The 20,283-nt window shown below is 61.5% G+C and carries 18 protein-coding genes; 13 read left to right on the plus strand and 5 right to left on the minus strand.

Going from position 1 to position 20,283, the window contains the following annotated elements; genetic code table 11:
* Positions 1-112: 112 nt before the first annotated feature.
* Entirely contained in the window at positions 113-1,885 is a 1,773-nt protein-coding gene (locus tag FHK92_RS03940) for an ABC transporter transmembrane domain-containing protein (RefSeq protein WP_181286915.1), read from the minus strand.
* Positions 1,886-2,144: 259 nt separating this feature from the next.
* On the opposite strand from FHK92_RS03940, the gene FHK92_RS03945 reads away from it, so the two are divergent.
* Positions 2,145-2,324 (plus strand): PA1571 family protein, encoded by a 180-nt coding sequence (locus FHK92_RS03945; protein ID WP_003199629.1) that lies wholly within the window; start codon positions 2,145-2,147, stop codon positions 2,322-2,324.
* Positions 2,325-2,516: 192 nt separating this feature from the next.
* On the opposite strand, the gene pdxB is transcribed toward FHK92_RS03945, so the two are convergent.
* Positions 2,517-3,659 carry a 4-phosphoerythronate dehydrogenase PdxB gene (pdxB, locus tag FHK92_RS03950; protein WP_181286916.1) on the minus strand — a complete coding sequence of 381 codons (1,143 nt, stop codon included), beginning with the start codon at positions 3,657-3,659 and terminating at the stop codon, positions 2,517-2,519.
* Positions 3,660-3,956: 297 nt separating this feature from the next.
* Between pdxB and FHK92_RS03955 the strand changes: the two genes are divergently transcribed.
* Entirely contained in the window at positions 3,957-5,360 is a 1,404-nt protein-coding gene (locus tag FHK92_RS03955; RefSeq protein ID WP_181286917.1) for an MATE family efflux transporter, read from the plus strand.
* Here the strand turns inward: FHK92_RS03955 and tusA are convergent.
* Both tusA and rlmM read right to left on the minus strand, forming a co-directional pair.
* A complete protein-coding gene (gene tusA / locus FHK92_RS03960; RefSeq protein ID WP_030140914.1) occupies positions 5,357-5,608 on the minus strand; it encodes a sulfurtransferase TusA in 252 nt (83 codons plus the stop codon). The two genes, FHK92_RS03955 and tusA, sit on opposite strands and share 4 nt — an antisense overlap.
* Before the next feature lie 198 nt (positions 5,609-5,806).
* The gene (gene rlmM / locus FHK92_RS03965) at positions 5,807-6,880 is read right to left on the minus strand and encodes a 23S rRNA (cytidine(2498)-2'-O)-methyltransferase RlmM (protein WP_181286918.1); all 1,074 of its coding nucleotides are present in this window, start codon (positions 6,878-6,880) and stop codon (positions 5,807-5,809) included.
* A gap of 172 nt (positions 6,881-7,052) precedes the next feature.
* On the opposite strand from rlmM, the gene acnA reads away from it, so the two are divergent.
* From acnA to FHK92_RS03980, 3 genes are all read left to right on the plus strand, one after another.
* The gene (gene acnA, locus FHK92_RS03970; RefSeq protein ID WP_181286919.1) at positions 7,053-9,794 is read left to right on the plus strand and encodes an aconitate hydratase AcnA; all 2,742 of its coding nucleotides are present in this window, start codon (positions 7,053-7,055) and stop codon (positions 9,792-9,794) included.
* A 114-nt stretch (positions 9,795-9,908) separates the two neighbouring features.
* The gene (locus FHK92_RS03975; RefSeq protein WP_181286920.1) at positions 9,909-10,697 is read left to right on the plus strand and encodes a CPBP family intramembrane glutamic endopeptidase; all 789 of its coding nucleotides are present in this window, start codon (positions 9,909-9,911) and stop codon (positions 10,695-10,697) included.
* Positions 10,698-10,774: 77 nt separating this feature from the next.
* Positions 10,775-12,340 carry a methyl-accepting chemotaxis protein gene (locus FHK92_RS03980; protein ID WP_181286921.1) on the plus strand — a complete coding sequence of 522 codons (1,566 nt, stop codon included), beginning with the start codon at positions 10,775-10,777 and terminating at the stop codon, positions 12,338-12,340.
* A gap of 169 nt (positions 12,341-12,509) precedes the next feature.
* On the opposite strand, the gene FHK92_RS03985 is transcribed toward FHK92_RS03980, so the two are convergent.
* Complete coding sequence (locus tag FHK92_RS03985; RefSeq protein WP_258232566.1) at positions 12,510-13,202, minus strand: alpha/beta family hydrolase; 693 nt, start codon at positions 13,200-13,202, stop codon at positions 12,510-12,512.
* Positions 13,203-13,298: 96 nt separating this feature from the next.
* On the opposite strand from FHK92_RS03985, the gene ccoN (FHK92_RS03990) reads away from it, so the two are divergent.
* The 8 genes from ccoN (FHK92_RS03990) (at position 13,299) to ccoP (FHK92_RS04025) (ending at position 20,199) form a co-directional block, all read left to right on the plus strand.
* The gene (ccoN, locus tag FHK92_RS03990) at positions 13,299-14,723 is read left to right on the plus strand and encodes a cytochrome-c oxidase, cbb3-type subunit I (RefSeq protein ID WP_181286922.1); all 1,425 of its coding nucleotides are present in this window, start codon (positions 13,299-13,301) and stop codon (positions 14,721-14,723) included.
* 10 nt (positions 14,724-14,733) lie between these two features.
* Positions 14,734-15,342, plus strand: coding sequence for a cytochrome-c oxidase, cbb3-type subunit II (gene ccoO, locus FHK92_RS03995; RefSeq protein WP_181286923.1), 609 nt, complete (start codon positions 14,734-14,736; stop codon positions 15,340-15,342).
* A 3-nt stretch (positions 15,343-15,345) separates the two neighbouring features.
* A complete protein-coding gene (locus tag FHK92_RS04000) occupies positions 15,346-15,546 on the plus strand; it encodes a cbb3-type cytochrome oxidase subunit 3 (RefSeq protein WP_181286924.1) in 201 nt (66 codons plus the stop codon).
* Positions 15,543-16,496, plus strand: coding sequence for a cytochrome-c oxidase, cbb3-type subunit III (gene ccoP, locus FHK92_RS04005; RefSeq protein WP_181286925.1), 954 nt, complete (start codon positions 15,543-15,545; stop codon positions 16,494-16,496). Before FHK92_RS04000 ends, ccoP (FHK92_RS04005) begins: the two co-directional genes overlap by 4 nt.
* 481 nt (positions 16,497-16,977) lie before the next feature.
* The gene (gene ccoN, locus FHK92_RS04010; protein ID WP_181286926.1) at positions 16,978-18,420 is read left to right on the plus strand and encodes a cytochrome-c oxidase, cbb3-type subunit I; all 1,443 of its coding nucleotides are present in this window, start codon (positions 16,978-16,980) and stop codon (positions 18,418-18,420) included.
* A complete protein-coding gene (ccoO, locus tag FHK92_RS04015; protein WP_003199605.1) occupies positions 18,420-19,028 on the plus strand; it encodes a cytochrome-c oxidase, cbb3-type subunit II in 609 nt (202 codons plus the stop codon). Before ccoN (FHK92_RS04010) ends, ccoO (FHK92_RS04015) begins: the two co-directional genes overlap by 1 nt.
* 5 nt (positions 19,029-19,033) lie before the next feature.
* A complete protein-coding gene (locus FHK92_RS04020; RefSeq protein WP_003183474.1) occupies positions 19,034-19,219 on the plus strand; it encodes a CcoQ/FixQ family Cbb3-type cytochrome c oxidase assembly chaperone in 186 nt (61 codons plus the stop codon).
* A complete protein-coding gene (ccoP, locus tag FHK92_RS04025; RefSeq protein WP_181286927.1) occupies positions 19,216-20,199 on the plus strand; it encodes a cytochrome-c oxidase, cbb3-type subunit III in 984 nt (327 codons plus the stop codon). Before FHK92_RS04020 ends, ccoP (FHK92_RS04025) begins: the two co-directional genes overlap by 4 nt.
* Positions 20,200-20,283: the final 84 nt, after the last annotated feature.

Consider the following 20,283-nt stretch of genomic DNA (forward strand, 5'->3'; position numbering starts at 1 on the left):
GTGGGAGCGAGCTTGCTCGCGATGGCGTCGGCACCTTCAACATGGATGCAAGCTGACCCACCGCTATCGCGAGCAAGCTCGCTCCTACAGGGGATTGATGTGGACGCTGTGATCAGTGGGTTGCCGGCTCAAGGCCAACATTGAACTGCAACGCCGCCAACCGCGCATATAGCGCATTGCTGGCAACCAATTCCTGGTGAGTGCCGACGGCAACCACTTTGCCTTGGTCCATCACCGCGATCCGGTCGGCATTTTTTACCGTGGCCAGGCGGTGGGCGATGACCAGGGTGGTGCGGTTTTTCATCAGGCTGGGCAAGGCTTGCTGGATGAGGTGTTCGCTTTGCGCATCGAGGGCGCTGGTGGCTTCGTCCAGGAGCAGGATCGGCGCGTCCACCAACAGTGCCCGGGCGATGGCCAGGCGTTGACGTTGACCGCCGGATAATCCGAGACCGCCGTCGCCCAGGTGAGTCTGGTAGCCGTCTGGCATTTTTTCGATGAAGTCGTGGGCATGGGCGATCTTCGCCGCCTCGCGCACCTGCTCGGACGTCGCCTGTGGGTTGCCGTAGCGGATGTTCTCTTCCACCGTGCCGAAAAACAGCGCTGGATTCTGTGAAACCAAGGCGAAATGACGGCGCAGGTCCAACGGATCGACCAAGGTCAACGGTACGTCGTCGATGAGGATCTGCCCTTGCGCCGGATCGTAGAAGCGCAGCAGTAGGTCATACACCGTTGACTTGCCCGCGCCGGATGGCCCGACGAGGGCCAGGGTCTCGCCAGCCTTGATACTCAGGTCGAGGCCATCAACCGCATAGCTATCCGGCCGGGAAGGATAGGAAAAACGCACGCCTTCCAGGCGCAACTCACCCCGAACTCGCTCGGGCAAGGTCACAAGACCGGAAGCCGGTGGCTGGATGATATTTTCCGAGCGCAGCAATTCGGCAATGCGCTCCGCCGCGCCGGCGGCCCGCTGCAGCTCGCCAATCACCTCGCTCAGGGTGCCGAAGGCGCTGCCGACGATCAGGCTGTAGAACACGAATGCCGCCAGCTCACCGCCGGAAATCCGCCCGGCGATCACATCCATGCCGCCGACCCAGAGCATCACCCCCACGGCCCCCAGCACCAGCACGATCACCAGCGTGATCAGCCAGGCACGCTGGGCGATGCGCTTGCGGGCAGTCTCGAAGGCCTGCTCCACGGTCACGGAAAAACGCTGCTCGTCCTGGACTTGGTGGTTATAGGCCTGCACGGTCTTGATCTGGCCCAGGGTTTCGGAAACGTAGCTGCCGACGTCGGCAATGCGGTCCTGGCTCTGGCGCGACAGGCTGCGCACTCGGCGACCGAACACCAGGATCGGCGCCAGTACCAGCGGCAAGGCAATCACCACGATGCTGGTCAGCTTGGGATTGGTGATGAAGAGCAGCACGATGCCGCCAACCACCATCAAGGCGTTGCGCAAGAACAACGACAGCGAAGAACCGATCACCGACTGCAGCAAGGTCGTGTCGGCGGTCAATCGTGACTGGATTTCCGAACTGCGGTTGTTCTCATAGAAGCCTGGATGCAAATAGACCAGATGATTGAACACCTGCCGCCGGATGTCGGCCACCACCCGCTCGCCAATCCACGAGACCAGGTAGAAACGTGCAAACGTACCGATCGCCAAGCCCGCCACCAGCACCATGAACAGGCCGATGGATTGATTGAGCAGGTGCGGTGAACGGGTCATGAAGCCTTGGTCCACCAGCAGACGGATTCCTTGGCCCATGGACAATGTGATGCCGGCCGTGACGATCAGGGCCAGTAACGCCCCGGCGACCTGTTTGCGATAGGGAGCGATGAAGCCACTGGCCAGGCGTATGGCGCGGCGATGTCGGGAAGAAAGCATCGAAAGTGTCCGATAAATGCAACAGGAAAAGGGTCGGCCGGCAGCACCGAAACGCAGCGGAACAAAATGGAATCAGAATGAGTCAGGTTAAATATGACCACCGAGACTAGCGCCTAGATGTTATCGGTCTAACGTCTCGCTGGAAACGCGAGTGTGTTTCTGGTTGAGTGGGGCTGTCGTCATGAACCTTCAAGGAGTGTCATGGCTCGGTCACCTGACGACATTACGATAGGCACGCAACCTGATGAGGAGACAGGCCATGTCCTTGCAACACAGCAGCGACGACAAGATTCAAGTGATCCGCACGCAACCGGACCAGTCCCTGGGCTGCTCGTTCATCGATGCCCAAGGGCGCGAGGTTCCGATCACCGAAGACATGATCCAGAAGGCTTGCAGCGAACTGGAAAAACGACTGGTCAAACCTGCCGAACAAAAGTGATGCAGCCCGTCTTCTATTGAACCCGACCTTGATGTCGGGTTTTTTATATTCGCTGGTTTTCCAGGCTTCTGTGGCGAGGGAGCTTGCTCCCGCTGGGTTGAGAAGCAACCCAATTGCCCGGTCGAGCGAAAAGCGACGACTGCTTCGCAGCCGAGCGGGAGCAAGCTCCCTCGCAACAAGAACGCGCCACGCTTAAATGACAGTAGCGCCCAGCGCCGTCACGATCTGCTGCAAGGCCGCCGATTGCCCTTCGACACGCACCTTCAAGCTGTCGATTTCGCGGCGTGGCGGGTAATGCTTGCGCAAGGCATCAAAAGCACTGCGCTGTTCGTTCACCGTACCGATCAGGCTGCGGCGAAAATCCGCATCGTCGCGGCGCGGGTCATACACGCTCCGACACAGCGCCGCCAGCGCCCAGGCCGGGTCGGTGTCGGCGTCCAGGGTGATGCCTCCAAGCCAGGGCCTGGGCAGCAGGTCGGCCAGGCTGACTTCGACTGGCTGCCCAAGAAAATCGCACAAGGCCTGGTAGATCTGCGCCGTGCCGCGCTGGCGACCGTCAAGGCTGTAGCCGGCGATGTGCGGGGTGGCGATCACGCAGAGGTCGGCCAGGTCGACGTCTACCGTCGGCTCCTGCTCCCACACATCCAACACTGCCTGCAGGTCTTCACGCTCCAGCAGCACCTCGCGCAACGCGGCGTTGTCGATGACCGGCCCGCGCGCGGCGTTGATCAGCCAAGTGCCCGGTTTGAGGCGGTTCAATCGTTGCTCGTCAAAAAGGTGCCAGGTCGGTTGCTCGCCATCCCGGGTCAAGGGCGTATGCAAGCTGATGACATCACACTGCTCGATGATCTGCTCCAGGCTCACATAATCGCCGCCCTCGGCGGCCTGGCGAGGCGGATCGCAGACTTTCACGGTCCAGCCCAGGCCCTTGAGCACTTCGATCAATCGCCCGCCCACCTGCCCCGCGCCGACTACGCCAAAAGTTCGCTGCGCGAGATCCGCGCCTTCGATTTCCGCCAGGGTCATGAGGCTGCCCAGCACATAGTCGACCACGCCACGGGCGTTGCAGCCCGGGGCACTGGCCCAGCGAATGCCGGCCTCGGCCAGATAATCCAGGTCCAGATGATCAGTGCCGATCGTGCAGGTGCCAACGAAACGCACCTTGCTGCCTTCCAGCAGCGCCCGATTGACCTGGCTGACCGAACGCACCAGCAACACATCGGCTTGCTCGACCATCGACCGATCGATCCCTCGGCCCGGCACCCGGCGGATCTCACCGAAACCTTGGAAAAACGCATCGAGCAAGGGGATATTTTCGTCGGCAACGATCAGCATGGCGGAGCTCCTTTGGCGGGATGGGCAGTGTAGGCGTTCCGTTGGGCCTGTGCATTACCCGGAGTGAATGATGTTGTGGCGAGGGGATTTAGCGAAACGTCGCACCGCCCCGCTCGACTGCGCAGCAGTCGCAAAACCGCAGGGGTGCTACGCACCCGACGGGGATAAATCCCCTCGCCACAAGAATTCCCACGGCTGAGAGAGTGTTTACAAATCCCCAACACAGGTTTTTTCCTGACCACTGCGTCAAGGCGTAGAATTCGCCGCCTTGTGTTCAATCTTTCGGACGCTGCGCCTGTGAATCCCGTTATCGAAACCCCCAACGCCCTCTCCCGCCCGGCCCGGGTGCGCCTGGAATTCAAGACGCTGCTCGCCCTCGCCTTGCCGATCATGGTGGCGCAACTGGCAACCACCGCCATGGGTTTTGTCGATGCGGTGATGGCCGGCCGCGTCGGCCCACGGGATCTGGCGGCAGTGGCGCTGGGGAATTCGATCTGGGTGCCGGTGTTCCTGCTGATGACCGGTACGCTGCTGGCAACCACGCCGAAAGTGGCCCAACGTTTCGGTGCCGGTACGTTCGATGAGATCGGGCCGCTGGTGCGTCAGGCGCTGTGGCTGGCGCTGGTGGTGGGATTGATCGCGACCCTGGCCCTGTTCAGCGCCGAGCCGATCCTGCACATCATGAAAGTCGATCCCGAACTGATCGGCCCGTGCATGGAATACCTGCGGGGCATAGGCACCGGTCTGCCGGCGGTGGCGCTCTATTACGTGCTGCGCTGTTTCAGCGACGGCTTGGGCCGTACGCGTCCGGCAATGGTGCTGGGGCTGTGCGGACTGGCGCTGAACATTCCACTCAATTACATCTTCATCTATGGACATCTAGGCGTCCCGGCCATGGGCGGGGTCGGCTGTGGCTGGGCCACGGCCATCGTGATGTGGTTCATGGCGGCGGGCATGGCGGTCTGGACATGCCGGGCCCCGGCCTATCAATCGAGCCGATTGTTCGCTCGTTTCGACTGGCCACAATGGTCGATGATCAAGCGTCTGCTGGGCATCGGCCTGCCGATTGGCATCGCGGTGTTCGCCGAGTCGAGCATTTTCGCGGTAATCGCGCTGCTGATCGGCAGCCTCGGCGCGACGGTGGTGGCCGGGCACCAGATCGCGCTGAACTTCAGCTCCCTGGTGTTCATGATCCCCTACTCCCTGGGCATGGCCGTGACGGTGCGGGTGGGCCAGGCGCTGGGGCGCAGCCAACCCCGGGAAGCGCGTTTCGCCGCAGGCGTCGGCATGGGCACGGCCCTGGCGTACGCCTGCCTGTCAGCGAGCCTGATGTTCGCGCTGCGCGAGCCTATCGCCGCGATCTACACCGCCGATCCGAGAGTGATCGAAGTGGCGTCGATGCTGATCGTGTATGCGGCGCTGTTCCAGTTTTCCGATGCGATCCAGGTCACGGCGGCGGGCGCGTTGCGTGGGTACCAGGACACCCGGGTCACCATGATCCTGACCCTGTTCGCCTATTGGGGCATCGGCCTGCCGGTGGGTTACGCCCTGGGCCTGACCGACTGGCTCGGCGCACCCAGCGGCCCGAGCGGATTGTGGCAAGGCTTGATTGCAGGCTTGAGCTGCGCGGCGCTGATGCTGTCGATCCGCCTGGCACGCAGCGCGCGCAAGCAGATCCGCCTCAGCCGCTCGACGGATTAAGCGAGCTTCTTGCGGATCCAGTAGAGATAGGTGCCGGCGCTCTCCTGCTGGGCCACCAGTTCGTGGTCCAGGAACACGCAAAACTTGGGGATGTCGCGGCGCGTCGAGGGATCGGTAGCGATGACTTTCAGCAGGCCACCGGGGGCCAGGTCGCGGATGTGCTGGTGCAGCATCATCACCGGCTCCGGACAATTGAGGCCCGTGGCATCCAGCGTACCGTCGACCGGCGTGTCGTTCATTTCACTCATGTTCTACTCCTGGATCTGGCCGGCATTGTCGCGCAATGTCGGCACGCTTAACAGATGTACATCAGCCCTGTGGCGAGGGAGCTTGCTCCCGCTCGGCTGCGAAGCAGTCGTCGCTTTGTACAATCCAGCAGAGGCATTGGGGTTGCTTCGCAACCCAGCGGGAGCAAGCTCCCTCGCCACAAAAGCTTGCTTCATACTTCAGCGGGACTTCGGCTTTTTGGTATCCAGCCGCCGCAGGTGACACGTCACTTCCTCGCGGTCGTGGTACAGCTGCTTGCAACCGATCTCGACCTTGATGCCCCGAGCCTTGAAACCTTCGGCGATGCGTTCGAGCAAGCGCTTGACCTCGGCGTAGCGCTGTTTCATCGGCAATTTGAGGTTGACCACGGCCTCGCGGCAATGCCCTTCGCCAATCCACTCTTCGAGCATCGCCGCGTTGCGTGCCGGTTTCTCGACGATGTCGCAGACCATCCAGTCCACCGGTTGCTTGGGTTTGAACGTGAAACCGTCCGCCATCAAGTGCTGCACCAGGCCGGTGTCCATCAGGCTTTCGGCCATCGGGCCGTTGTCGATGGCCGTGACCAACATGCCACGGTTGACCAGTTGCCAAGTCCAGCCACCCGGCGCGGCGCCGAGGTCCACGCCGGTCATGTCACTGTGCAAACGCTCGTCCCACTGGTCCTTGGGAATGAAATGATGCCAGGCCTCTTCGAGCTTGAGCGTCGAGCGGCTCGGTGCTTCCCGTGGAAACTTCAAACGCGGGATTCCCATTGGCCACATGGCCGAGTTGTCAGCTTCCGCCAGGCCGAGGAAGACTTCGCGACCGCTTTTGAAAGTCAGCAGCAGACGTGGCTTGTACGGGTCGTCCACCAGCTTGCCCGCTCCACTCAAGGCCTTGCGCAGCGGGCCTTCGAATTTCTTGCAGAAATTCGACAGCTCCTTGCCGTCGTTGGTGTCAACCACTTCCAGCCACAGGCTGCCGCACGTCGGGAACGCCGTCATGTGGGCCAGGATGACACTGATGCGGTCGGTTTCCGGCAACTCGATGAACGTGCCGCGTGCCCACTGGCGCGGGAAGATCAGCTCGGCAAAACGCTGCCCACGCATCAGCCGCTCGGCGCCGTCCTCTTCAGTGCAGACAAATTCGGCGCAGGCGCTGGCCGGCTTCGCCTTGGCATAACCGGCCACGTTGAGCCGCGCGGCATGTTCGGCGATCTCGGAACAGACCTCGCCTTCGAAGCCCGGCCGGCAGTGCATAAAAAGCGTATTCATTGAAACCCCGTAGCAAAGCCTGTCACGAAAACCGGCGCATGATAGCGGAGTTCGGAACCGCGAACCTTCCTATAGAGTCCAGTGATTAGTCATACGCTCAAAACAGGGCTAGGTTAAAGGCTCTGTCCGTTCCGTCAGTCCGTAGCCGTGCGGACTCAAAGGAGTGATTTCAATGCCGTCCCTCGATAGCCTGAAAACCCTTAAGACACTGCAAGTCGACGCCAGGACTTACCACTATTTCAGCCTGCCGGACGCAGCGCGAAGCCTGGGTGACCTGGATAAACTGCCAATGTCCCTCAAGGTGCTGCTGGAAAACCTGCTGCGCTGGGAAGATGAAAAAACCGTCACCGGCGCCGACCTCAAGGCCTTGGCCGGTTGGCTGAAAGAACGCCGATCCGACCGCGAGATCCAATACCGCCCGGCGCGGGTACTGATGCAAGATTTCACCGGTGTTCCCGCCGTGGTCGACCTGGCCGCCATGCGCGCCGCCGTGGAAAAGGCCGGCGGCGATCCGCAGCGGATCAATCCGCTGTCGCCGGTAGACTTGGTGATCGACCACTCGGTGATGGTGGACAAGTTCGCCAGCCGACAGGCGTTCGAACAGAACGTCGACATCGAAATGCAGCGCAACGGTGAACGCTACGCGTTCCTGCGCTGGGGCCAGAGCGCCTTCGACAATTTCAGCGTAGTGCCGCCGGGCACCGGCATCTGTCACCAGGTCAACCTCGAATACCTCGGCCGCACCGTCTGGACCAAAGAGGAAGACGGCCGGACCTACGCCTTCCCCGACACCTTGGTGGGCACCGACTCCCACACCACCATGATCAACGGCCTCGGCGTGCTCGGCTGGGGCGTGGGCGGGATCGAAGCCGAAGCGGCGATGCTCGGCCAACCGGTGTCAATGCTGATCCCAGAAGTCATCGGCTTCAAACTGGTTGGCAAGTTGCGTGAAGGCATCACCGCCACTGACTTGGTGCTGACCGTCACGCAGATGCTGCGCAAGAAAGGTGTGGTGGGCAAATTCGTCGAGTTCTATGGCGATGGCCTTGCCGACCTGCCGCTGGCCGACCGCGCCACGATTGCCAACATGGCCCCGGAATACGGCGCCACGTGCGGCTTTTTCCCGGTGGACGATGTGACATTGGACTACTTGCGCCTGTCCGGCCGTCCGACGGACACCGTGAAGTTGGTTGAAGCCTATTGCAAGGCCCAGGGGCTGTGGCGCCTGCCCGGCCAGGAACCGGTGTTCACCGACACGCTGGAATTGGACATGGGCAGCGTCGACGCCAGCCTCGCCGGCCCCAAGCGTCCACAGGACCGGGTGGCACTGCCGAATGTCGGCCAGGCCTTCAGTGACTTCCTCGGGTTGCAAATCAAACCCACCAGCAAGGAAGAAGGTCGCCTGGAAAGCGAGGGCGGCGGAGGCGTCGCGGTGGGCAATGCCGATCAGGTGGGCGAAGCGGAATATGAATTCGAAGGCCAGACTCATCGCCTGAAAAACGGCGCGGTGGTCATCGCAGCGATCACGTCTTGCACCAACACCTCCAACCCCAGCGTAATGATGGCGGCCGGGCTGCTGGCGAAAAAAGCCGTGGAAAAAGGCCTCTCCCGCAAGCCTTGGGTAAAGAGTTCCCTCGCGCCCGGGTCAAAGGTCGTGACCGACTATTACAACGCCGCCGGCCTGACCGAATACCTCGACAAGCTCGGTTTCGACCTGGTGGGCTACGGTTGCACGACCTGTATCGGCAACTCAGGGCCCCTGCCCGACCCGATTGAGAAAGCCATCCAGAAAGCAGACCTGACCGTGGCGTCGGTGCTTTCGGGCAACCGCAACTTCGAGGGGCGAGTGCATCCTTTGGTGAAAACCAACTGGCTGGCCTCACCGCCCCTGGTGGTCGCCTATGCCTTGGCCGGCACCGTGCGCATCGACATCAGCAGCGAACCGCTGGGCAACGATCGCGATGGCAAACCGGTCTACCTTCGGGACATCTGGCCGAGCAGCAAGGAAGTCGCCGACGCCGTGGCTCAGGTCGACACCGGCATGTTCCACAAGGAATATGCCGCCGTGTTTGCCGGCGACGAGCAGTGGCAAGCGATTGAAGTGCCACAAGCCGCCACGTACGTCTGGCAAGCCGACTCGACCTATATTCAACATCCACCGTTTTTCGATGACATTGGCGGGCCGCCACCCGCCGTCAAGAATGTCGAAGGGGCACGGGTACTCGCGCTGCTGGGGGACTCGGTGACCACCGACCACATCTCCCCGGCCGGCAATATCAAGACGGACAGCCCGGCCGGCCGCTACCTGCGCGAACAGGGCGTGGAGCCTCGGGACTTCAACTCCTACGGCTCGCGACGGGGCAACCATCAGGTGATGATGCGGGGCACCTTCGCCAACATCCGTATCCGCAATGAAATGCTCGGCGGCGAGGAAGGTGGCAATACGATCTATATCCCCAACGGCGAACGCATGTCGATCTACGATGCCGCGATGTTGTACCAGGCTACCGGCACGCCCCTGGTGGTGATCGCGGGACAGGAATACGGCACGGGGTCGAGTCGCGACTGGGCGGCCAAGGGTACGAACCTGCTCGGGGTCAAGGCAGTGATCGCCGAGAGCTTCGAGCGTATCCACCGTTCCAACCTGGTGGGCATGGGCGTGCTGCCGTTGCAGTTCAAGCTCGATCAGAATCGCAAGAGCCTGAACCTCACCGGCAGGGAAACCCTGGACATCCTCGGCCTGAGCGACACCGAGCTGACGCCACGCATGAACCTGCCCGTGGTCATTACCCGCGAAGACGGCAGCCAGGAGCGGATCGAAGTGCTGTGCCGGATCGATACCTTGAACGAGGTGGAATATTTCAAGGCCGGCGGGATCCTGCACTTTGTCCTTCGGCAATTGATAAAAGGATAAAAAGAAACGGCTAATAAAAACACCGCCTCTTTGGGCGGTGTTTTCCCATGGGTCTGCCTATAATCCCGCCGGCGTCGACAAGCCTCGACAGTTTTCCGCCTCAAAGGATTTGATATGCCCGCCCTACCCTGGCCATACCTGGCCCTTCTCTCGGCCGGTTATGCCATGGCCCTGGCCTATGGTCATCTCACCTGGACCGCAGCCATCTCTATCGCACTGTTGCTGTTCACCGGGTTTGCGGTTCGCCAACAAAAGATGCCCGTCGGGCAATTTCTCGGACATTGTTTGTTCCTGGTATTGGCGATCGCGCTGGCGCTGCACTGGATGCCGGGCTTTTTCAACGGGCGGGCCATCGCGGCGCAACGTTTCACCGATGACGCCGCACGGTTTGCCATGTATTTGAACCAGGACAAGCCGTTGATCGGCTTCTGGCTGCTGCTGGCCTGCCCGTGGATCGTCGGCCGGCGCCCGTTTCGCTGGTCCATCTACGCCACGGTGGCAGGGCTGTGCTTGAGCACCACACTGGCCTTGGGCGGGGCCCTGCTGCTGGGCATGATCCAATGGGCGCCGAAATGGCCGGACCAGGCCTGGCTCTGGGTGCTCAATAATCTTTTATTGGTGACGCTGGTGGAGGAAGCGCTGTTTCGTGGCTACATTCAAGGAGGCCTGAGCCGGTGCTTCAAGCTTCTGCGCCACGGCGAATCCCTGGCGCTGATCCTGTCCTCGTTGTTATTCGGCCTGGTGCATGCTGGCGCGGGATGGCATTGGGTTTTGTTGTCGGGCCTGGCCGGGATCGGTTATGGACTGGCCTATCGGTTTGGCGGCCTGGGTGCCGCCATTGCCACGCACTTTGGCTTGAACCTGCTTCATTTCGCCCTATTTACCTACCCGATGCTGGCGTGATAGCGACAGGAAAAAATAACTTCAATTAAAACCTGACGCCGCCGACAACCTTTCAAAGTCTTGCGGATCTACACACCATGCGTAACAACCAGCCTGTCACACAACGCGAAAGGACTTTCGCGACCCAGCAGCGATTGATTTCCACCACCAATGCCAAGGGTGTGATTACCTACTGCAACGACGCGTTCGTTGAAATCAGTGGGTTTTCCAAGGAAGAGCTGATCCATGCACCGCACAATCTGGTGCGCCATCCCGACGTCCCGTCAGCCGTGTTCGCGCACATGTGGAACACCCTGAAACAGGGATTACCCTGGATGGGCATCGTCAAGAATCGCTGCAAGAATGGCGATCATTATTGGGTCAACGCCTACGTCACCCCGATTTTCGAGGGCAACCAGGTGGTCGGCTACGAGTCGGTACGGGTCAAGCCGACGGCCGAGCAGATCACCCGGGCCGAAGCACTCTATCAACGCATCAACCAAGGCAAATCCGCGGTTCCGAGCAGCGACAAATGGGTGCCGATGCTGCAGGACTGGCTGCCGTTTATCCTCGTCAGCCAGTTGAGCTTCATCGTCGGTGCCTTCCTTGATTCTTCTTGGGGCTTCGCCTTGGCCGCCCTGTTGTCGGTGCCGTTGGGACTGTTGGGCTTGCAATGGCAACAACGTGGCATCAAGCGGCTGTTGCGCCTGGCCGAACAGACCACTTCCGACCCGCTGATCGCGCGGATGTACACCGACAGCCGTGGCGTTCAGGCACGCCTGGAAATGTCGATCCTCAGCCAGGAAGCGCGCCTGAAAACCTGCCTCACCCGCTTGCAGGACACCGCCGAGCACCTCAATGCACAAGCCCGGCAATCCAATACCCTGGCGCACGACAGCTCCAGCGGCCTGGAACGCCAGCGCGTGGAAACCGAACAGGTCGCCACCGCGGTCAACCAAATGGCCGCGACCACCCAGGAAGTCGCCAGCCATGTGCAGCGCACCGCCGATGCCACCCAGGAGGCCAATCGCCTCACGGGGCGCGGTCGCGACATCGCCGGGGAAACCCGCGAGGCCATCGAGCGCTTGTCGGTCGTCGTGGGCGAAACCGGGCAGACCGTGACCCAACTGGCCAAGGACAGCGATGAAATTGGTGGCGTGGTTGATGTGATCAAGGGCATCGCCGACCAGACCAACCTGCTGGCCCTCAACGCCGCCATCGAAGCGGCCCGTGCCGGCGAGATGGGACGCGGCTTTGCCGTGGTAGCCGATGAAGTGCGCCAACTGGCCCAACGCACCAGCGAGTCCACTGGGCAGATCCATGCCTTGATCGCCAAGCTGCAACAGACCGCCAACAATGCCGTACAAACCATGGACGCCGGTCATCGCCAGGCCGAAGAAGGCGTGGCGCGGGTCATGGAAGCGGACCAGGCGCTGGTGGGCATCAGCGAAGCGGTGGCGCATATCACCGACATGACCACTCAGATTGCTGCCGCGACCGAGGAGCAAAGTTCGGTGGCCGAGGAAATCAGCCGCAACATCAGCAACATCTCGGAACTGGCCGACCAGACGTCGGGGCAGGCCCATAGTTCAGCGTTGCTCAGCGAGGAGCTGACCCGCACGGCCAATACGCAGTATTCATTGGTGGAGCGGTTCAACCGCTGATTTCAATTGGCAAACTGAAAACCCGGACGGCGAAAGCTTCCGGGTTTTTTGCTCTTTGGAAGATCGCTTTCGCGAGCAGGCTCGTTCCCACAGGGGTTGTTGGTCGCTCATTCAAATGCATTCCAATGTGGGAGCGAGCTTGCTCGCGATGAGGCCATGACTGGCAGCATCAGTCTTGAGACACAAACCCGGCCACCGCCTGCGCCGCAGCCTCCAGATGCTGCTCATGGCTGAAACCGGAAGCCTTCAACGGCTTCAGATCATGATCCCCCGCCACCAGCCACATCACCTCGATGTTCGGTGACAAGGTATAGCCCTGCACCGCCTCCCGATTGCCCAACGCATCCCGCTCGCCCTGGACGATCAAGGTCCGAGTCTTCAATCCTGCCAAATGTTCGACCCGTGGTTTCTCCGGCTTGCCCACCGCATAGAAGGGATACCCCAGACATACCAGCGCCTCGGCGCCCAGCTCATCGGCGAGTAGGCTTGCCATGCGTCCGCCCATGGACTTGCCACCCATGGCCAGCCGCCCAGCGACATAAGGCCGCACCGTGGCGTACACCTCACGCCAGCATTCCAGCAATTTGGGGGCCGGGTTGGGTGGACGCTTGCCGCCGTCCTGGCGGCGCTGGGCCATGTAGGGAAACTCGAAGCGCAACACATTGACGCCATGTGCGGCAAGGCGCGCGGCCATCTCTTCCATGAATCCGCTGTCCATCGGTGCACCCGCACCGTGGGCAAGGATCAAGGTCGGCGACTCGGCGCTAGCGCCCGGTTTCGCGGCCGTCCATAACCAGCCACGTTCCGCCACGCATCGCGCCCATTGATCCCCGTCAATACTGGCCTTGTGCTGTTTGTCCATGCTTGCCTCGCTTTTAGTCTGCCTATAACTCCAGGCGAAGAACGCCGCACTGCCCTGCGCAGGCGCTCACTTCGGCTGAACCGTGGATGGGGAACCATGAACACTTCTATCAGTACCGCCTACAACTACAAGGTGGTCCGCCAATTCGCCATTATGACGGTGGTGTGGGGCATCGTCGGCATGGGGCTCGGGGTTTTTCTCGCCGCCCAATTGGTCTGGCCACAGCTCAACTTCGATTTGCCCTGGACCAGCTTCGGCCGCCTGCGCCCGCTGCACACCAACGCGGTGATCTTCGCCTTCGGTGGCTGCGCCCTGTTCGCCAGTTCGTTCTACTCGGTGCAACGCACCTGCCAGACCCAGCTGTTTGCGCCGAAACTCGCTGCGTTCTGCTTCTGGGGCTGGCAATTGGTGATCCTGCTGGCGGCCATCAGCCTGCCGCTGGGCTACACCAGTTCCAAGGAATACGCCGAGCTCGAATGGCCGATCGACATCCTGATCACCATTGTCTGGGTCGCCTACGCCATCGTGTTCTTCGGCACCGTGGCCAAGCGCAACACCAAGCACATCTACGTCGGTAACTGGTTCTTCGGCGGATTCATCCTGACCGTGGCGATTTTGCATATCGTCAACAACCTGGAACTGCCGGTGAGCTTCACCAAGTCCTACTCGGTTTACGCCGGGGCCACGGATGCGATGGTGCAATGGTGGTACGGTCACAACGCGGTAGGCTTTTTCCTCACCGCCGGCTTCCTGGGGATGATGTATTACTTCGTGCCGAAGCAGGCCGAACGTCCGGTGTATTCCTATCGCTTGTCCATCGTCCACTTCTGGGCGCTGATCACCCTGTACATCTGGGCCGGCCCGCACCACTTGCACTACACCGCCCTGCCGGACTGGGCACAGTCCCTCGGCATGGTGATGTCGCTGATCCTGCTGGCGCCAAGCTGGGGCGGCATGATCAACGGCATGATGACCCTTTCGGGCGCCTGGCATAAGTTGCGCAGCGACCCGATCCTGCGGTTCCTGGTGGTATCCCTGGCGTTCTACGGCATGTCGACCTTCGAAGGTCCGATGATGGCGATCAAGACCGTCAACGCCCTCTCCCACTACACCGACTGGACCATCGGCCACGTACACGCCGGTGCGCTCGGCTGGGTGGCGATGATTTCTATCGGCGCGCTGTACCACATGATCCCGAAAGTCTTCGGTCGCACGCAGATGCACAGCATCGGCCTGATCAACGCGCACTTCTGGCTCGCAACCATCGGCACCGTGCTCTACATCGCCTCGATGTGGGTCAACGGCATCGCCCAGGGCCTGATGTGGCGTGCAGTGAACGAGGACGGCACGCTCACCTACTCCTTCGTCGAAACCCTGGTGGCCAGCCACCCCGGCTTCATCGTGCGGCTCGTAGGCGGGGCGATCTTCCTCAGCGGCATGTTGCTGATGGCCTACAACACCTGGCGCACCGTGCGGGCCTACCAGCCTGCCGAAGCCGCCGCTGCCGCGCAGATGGCTTGAGGAGTCCGCCATGAAACACGAAACAATCGAAAAAAACGTCGGCCTGTTGATGCTGCTGATGGTCCTGGCCGTGAGTATCGGCGGCCTGACCCAGATCGTGCCGCTGTTCTTCCAGGACGTGACCAACAAACCGGTGGACGGCATGAAGCCCTACACCGCCCTGCAATTGGAAGGCCGCGACATCTACATCCGCGAAGGCTGCGTCGGCTGCCACTCGCAGATGATTCGTCCGTTCCGCGCCGAGACCGAGCGCTACGGCCACTACTCGGTGGCTGGCGAAAGCGTCTGGGACCACCCGTTCCTGTGGGGTTCCAAGCGCACCGGCCCGGACCTGGCCCGCGTTGGCGCGCGTTACTCCGATGACTGGCACCGCGCGCACTTGTACAACCCGCGCAACGTCGTGCCCGAGTCGAAAATGCCGGCCTACCCCTGGCTGGTGACACAAGCGGTCGATAGCAGCCACACCGAAGGCAAGCTGCGCGCCATGCGCACCCTCGGCGTGCCGTACACCGACGATGACATCGCAGGCGCGACGGCCACGCTCAAGGGCAAGACCGAAATGGACGCGCTGGTGGCCTACCTGCAAGTGCTCGGCACTGCCATCAAGAGCAAGAGGTGAGCCATGGCGCTTGAAATGAGTACTGGCATGATCCGCGGCCTGGGCACCGTCGTGGTGTTCATCGCCTTCATCGGCCTGATCCTGTGGGTATACAGCAGCAAGCGCGGGCCGGAATTCGCCCAGGCGCGCCTGCTGCCGTTCGCCGACGAACCGCCCGCCGACATTACCCCCCAAGACCCCGCACCAAGGAGTACCCGGTCATGACCACTTTCTGGAGTACGTGGATCTGCGTACTGACCATTGGCAGCCTGATCGGCCTGACCTGGCTGCTGATCGGCACCCGCAAGGGCGAGACCAAGGGCAGCGTCGACCAGACCATGGGCCACAGCTTCGACGGCATCGAGGAATACGACAACCCGCTGCCGCAATGGTGGTTCCTGTTGTTCGCCGGCACCTTGGTGTTTTCCGTTGGCTACCTGGTCCTCTACCCGGGCCTGGGCAACTGGAAAGGCATCCTGCCCGGCTACGACAACGGCTGGACCGGCGCCCATGAATGGGAGAAGGAAATGGCCAAGGCCGACGCCAAGTTCGGGCCGATCTTCGCCAAGTTCTCGGCGATGCCGGTGGAAGAAGTCGCCAAGGACCCGCAAGCCTTGAAAATGGGCGGTCGCCTGTTCGCCTCCAACTGCTCGGTCTGCCACGGCTCGGACGCCAAGGGTGCCTTCGGCTTCCCGAACCTGGCCGACAGCAACTGGCGTTGGGGCGGCGCGGCAGACACCATCAAGACGACCATCATGGGCGGGCGCATGGCGGCGATGCCAGCCTGGGGCGAAGTGCTGGGGGACGCCGGAGTCAAGAACGTGGCCGCGTATGTGCGCCACGACTTGGCGGGCCTGCCCTTGCCGGCGGACAGCGGTGCCGACCTGCAAGCCGGCCAGCAAACGTTCAGCACCACCTGCGTCGCCTGCCACGGGGCCAACGGCCAGGGCACCGAAGCCATGGGCGCGCCGAACCTGACGCAACCGGCCGGTTTCATCTACGGCACCAGCCTGGCGCAGCTGCAGCAGACCATTCGTCATGGCCGCCAAGGCCACATGCCGGCGCAGAATGAGCTGCTGGGCAATGACAAGGTGCAACTGCTCGCGGCTTACGTCTACAGCCTGTCTCACAACGCCGGCACCGAACGCCTGCAAGCAGAACACAAAAGCGAATAAATCCTGACCACACGAACAGCCGCATTCATCTGGATGCGGCTGTTCCGTGCCCCTGCGCGACGCATTGTCGCACCCTCCCTTCGTCTTTCTTTCGGTTCCTCGGAATCACGTCTAAGCTTGCTCTTGCGTGCACTGGCGACTGCTGGTTTCAGGTCCGAGCCGACCCGTTGCGTTCGACAATCGTTCGTCAAAACCTCGCAAACGCAGGTGAATACCGGCTGTTGCGACAGTTGCGTGGCATCCCCCGAACGCCGTGTTTGAACACACCCCGTTACAACCGACCTGACCCCCTCGCCTCCTTCCTTCGTCGAGACATTTTGCCGTGGGCCAATTTTGTCCCTACAGAGAACATGGAAAGGCCGCAGAATCAGCTTTGGAAAGCATTGACCCAGGTCATGGCGCGTTGCAATGACCCCCCGCTTTCTCCATACTTGCGACCGATTTTTATCCTAATAAAACACCCAAACCGTGGAACCTTAGAATGAGCACAGCAATCAGTCCGACTGCTTATAACTATAAGGTAGTCCGCCAGTTCGCCATCATGACGGTGGTCTGGGGGATCCTTGGCATGGGGCTCGGTGTCTTCATCGCCTCGCAACTGGTCTGGCCGGAGTTGAACTTCGATCTGCCATGGACGACATTTGGACGCCTGCGCCCGCTGCACACCAACCTGGTGATCTTCGCCTTCGGTGGTTGTGCATTGTTTGCCACTTCTTACTATGTCGTGCAGCGAACCTGCCAGACGCGACTGATTTCCGACAGCCTCGCGGCCTTCACCTTCTGGGGTTGGCAAGCGGTGATCGTCGGCGCGATCCTGACCTTGCCAATGGGTTTCACCACCACCAAGGAATACGCCGAGCTGGAGTGGCCGCTGGCTATCCTGCTGGCCATCGTCTGGGTGACCTACGGTCTGGTGTTCTTCGGCACCATCGTCAAGCGCAAGACCAAGCACATCTATGTCGGCAACTGGTTCTACGGTGCCTTCATCGTCGTGACCGCCATGCTGCACATCGTCAACCACGCGTCGCTGCCAGTCAGCTTCTTCAAGTCGTATTCTGCCTATTCGGGTGCGACCGACGCGATGATCCAGTGGTGGTACGGCCACAACGCCGTGGGCTTCTTCCTGACCACCGGCTTCCTGGGGATGATGTACTACTTCGTGCCGAAGCAGGCCGAGCGTCCGATCTATTCCTATCGCCTGTCCATCGTGCACTTCTGGGCGCTGATCACCCTGTACATCTGGGCCGGTCCGCACCACCTGCACTACACCGCGCTGCCGGACTGGGCGCAATCCCTGGGCATGGCGATGTCGATCATCCTGCTGGCGCCAAGCTGGGGCGGCATGATCAACGGCATGATGACCCTGTCGGGCGCCTGGCATAAGCTGCGCACCGACCCGATCCTGCGCTTTCTGGTGGTATCGCTGGCGTTCTACGGCATGTCGACCTTCGAAGGCCCGATGATGGCCATCAAGACCGTCAACTCGCTGAGCCACTACACCGACTGGACCATCGGCCACGTCCACGCCGGCGCACTCGGCTGGGTGGCGATGATATCCATCGGCGCCATCTACCACATGATCCCGAAACTGTTCGGTCGCGCGCAGATGCACAGCACCGGCCTGATCAACGCGCACTTCTGGCTCGCGACCATCGGTACCGTGCTCTACATCGCCTCGATGTGGGTCAACGGCATTACCCAAGGCCTGATGTGGCGTGCAATCAACGACGACGGCACCCTGACCTACTCGTTCGTCGAAGCCCTGCAAGCCAGCCACCCGGGCTACATCGTCCGTGCCCTGGGCGGCGCGTTCTTCGCCAGCGGCATGCTGCTGATGGCCTACAACGTGTACCGCACCGTTCGTGCCTCTGACCCGGCTGAAGCTGAAGCCGCCGCCAAGATCGCCGTAGTTGGAGCTCACTGATGAAGCACGAAGCAGTAGAGAAGAATATCGGCCTGCTGGCCTTCTTCATGGTCATCGCCGTCAGTATCGGCGGCCTGACCCAGATCGTTCCGCTGTTTTTCCAGGACGTGACCAACAAGCCGGTCGAAGGCATGAAGCCGCGCACCGCCCTTGAACTGGAAGGCCGCGACATCTACATCGCCAACGGCTGTGTCGGCTGCCACTCGCAGATGATCCGCCCGTTCCGTGCCGAAACCGAACGCTACGGCCACTACTCCGTCGCCGGCGAAAGCGTCTGGGACCACCCGTTCCTGTGGGGTTCCAAACGTACCGGCCCGGACCTGGCCCGCGTTGGCGGCCGCTACTCCGACGACTGGCACCGTGCGCACTTGTACAACCCGCGCAACGTCGTGCCTGAGTCGAAGATGCCGGCCTACCCGTTCCTCGTAGAAAACAAGCTCGACGGCAAAGACACCGCCAAGAAAATGGAAGTCTTGCGTACCCTGGGCGTGCCTTACACCGACGAAGACATCGCCGGTGCCAAGGATGCCGTCAAGGGCAAGACTGAAATGGACGCGCTGGTGGCCTATCTGCAAGGCCTGGGCACCATCATCAAAAGCAAACGGTGATTTGGATGGATATCGGGATGATTCGTGGCCTGGGTACCGTCGTCGTGATGGTGGCCTTTATCGGCCTGGCGCTGTGGGTGTTCAGCCCCAAGCGCAAGTCGGAGTTCGACGACGCGACCTTGCTGCCGTTCGCGGATGATCCCGAAGCCATCAAGCACGTCGAGCAAGCTTCTAGGAGTAACAAAGAATGACTACATTCTGGAGTCTGTACGTCACAGTCCTCAGCCTGGGAACGATCTTCTCCCTGACCTGGCTGCTGCTGTCGACCCGCAAGGGCCAGCGCAGCGAAGCCACCGAAGAAACAGTCGGCCATTCCTTCGACGGAATCGAGGAGTACGACAACCCGCTGCCGAAATGGTGGTTCATGCTGTTCGTGGGCACCATCGTGTTCGCCCTCGGTTACCTGGTCCTCTACCCTGGCCTGGGCAACTGGAAAGGCCTGCTGCCAGGCTATAACTACCTGGACACCGAAAAGCAGACCGCCTTCGCCAACGGCCAGACCGGCTGGACCGGCGTGCATGAGTGGGAAAAGGAAATGGCTCGCTCGGACGCCAAATTCGGTCCGATCTTCGCCAAGTTCGCTTCCATGCCGATCGAAGAAGTCGCCAAGGACCCGCAGGCCTTGAAGATGGGCGGCCGCCTGTTTGCTTCCAACTGCTCGGTCTGCCACGGTTCCGACGCCAAGGGTGCCTACGGCTTCCCCAACCTGACCGACGCCGATTGGCGCTGGGGCGGTGAGCCGGAAACCATCAAGACCACCATCATGGGCGGCCGTCATGCCGTCATGCCGGGCTGGGCCGCCGTTGTCGGCGAGCAAGGCGTGGCTGACGTGGCTTCCTTCCTGGTGACCAGCCTGCACGGTCGCAAGCTGCCGGAAGGCGCCAAGGCTGATCCGGCCAACGGCCAGAAGCTGTTCGCCGCCAACTGCGTAGCCTGCCACGGTCCGGCCGGCAAGGGCACGCCCGCCATGGGCGCACCTGATCTGACCCACCCGGCCGCGTTCATCTACGGTTCGAGCTTCGCTCAACTGCAGCAGACCATCCGCTACGGCCGCCAAGGCCAGATGCCGGCCCAGGCTGATCTGCAAGGCAACGACAAGGTCCACTTGCTGGCAGCCTATGTCTACAGCCTGTCTCACGGCGAAAAGGCTCCGGCCGCTGACGCTCAGTAAGGCAAGTCACTGATACGCGAAAGGCCCCGCCAATCAGATTGGCGGGGCCTTTTTACTGACCGTCGAAACATCGCGAGCCTGTTT

Origin of the sequence: Pseudomonas brassicacearum subsp. neoaurantiaca, assembly GCF_013608025.1 — a bacterium.
Lineage (GTDB): Bacteria > Pseudomonadota > Gammaproteobacteria > Pseudomonadales > Pseudomonadaceae > Aquipseudomonas.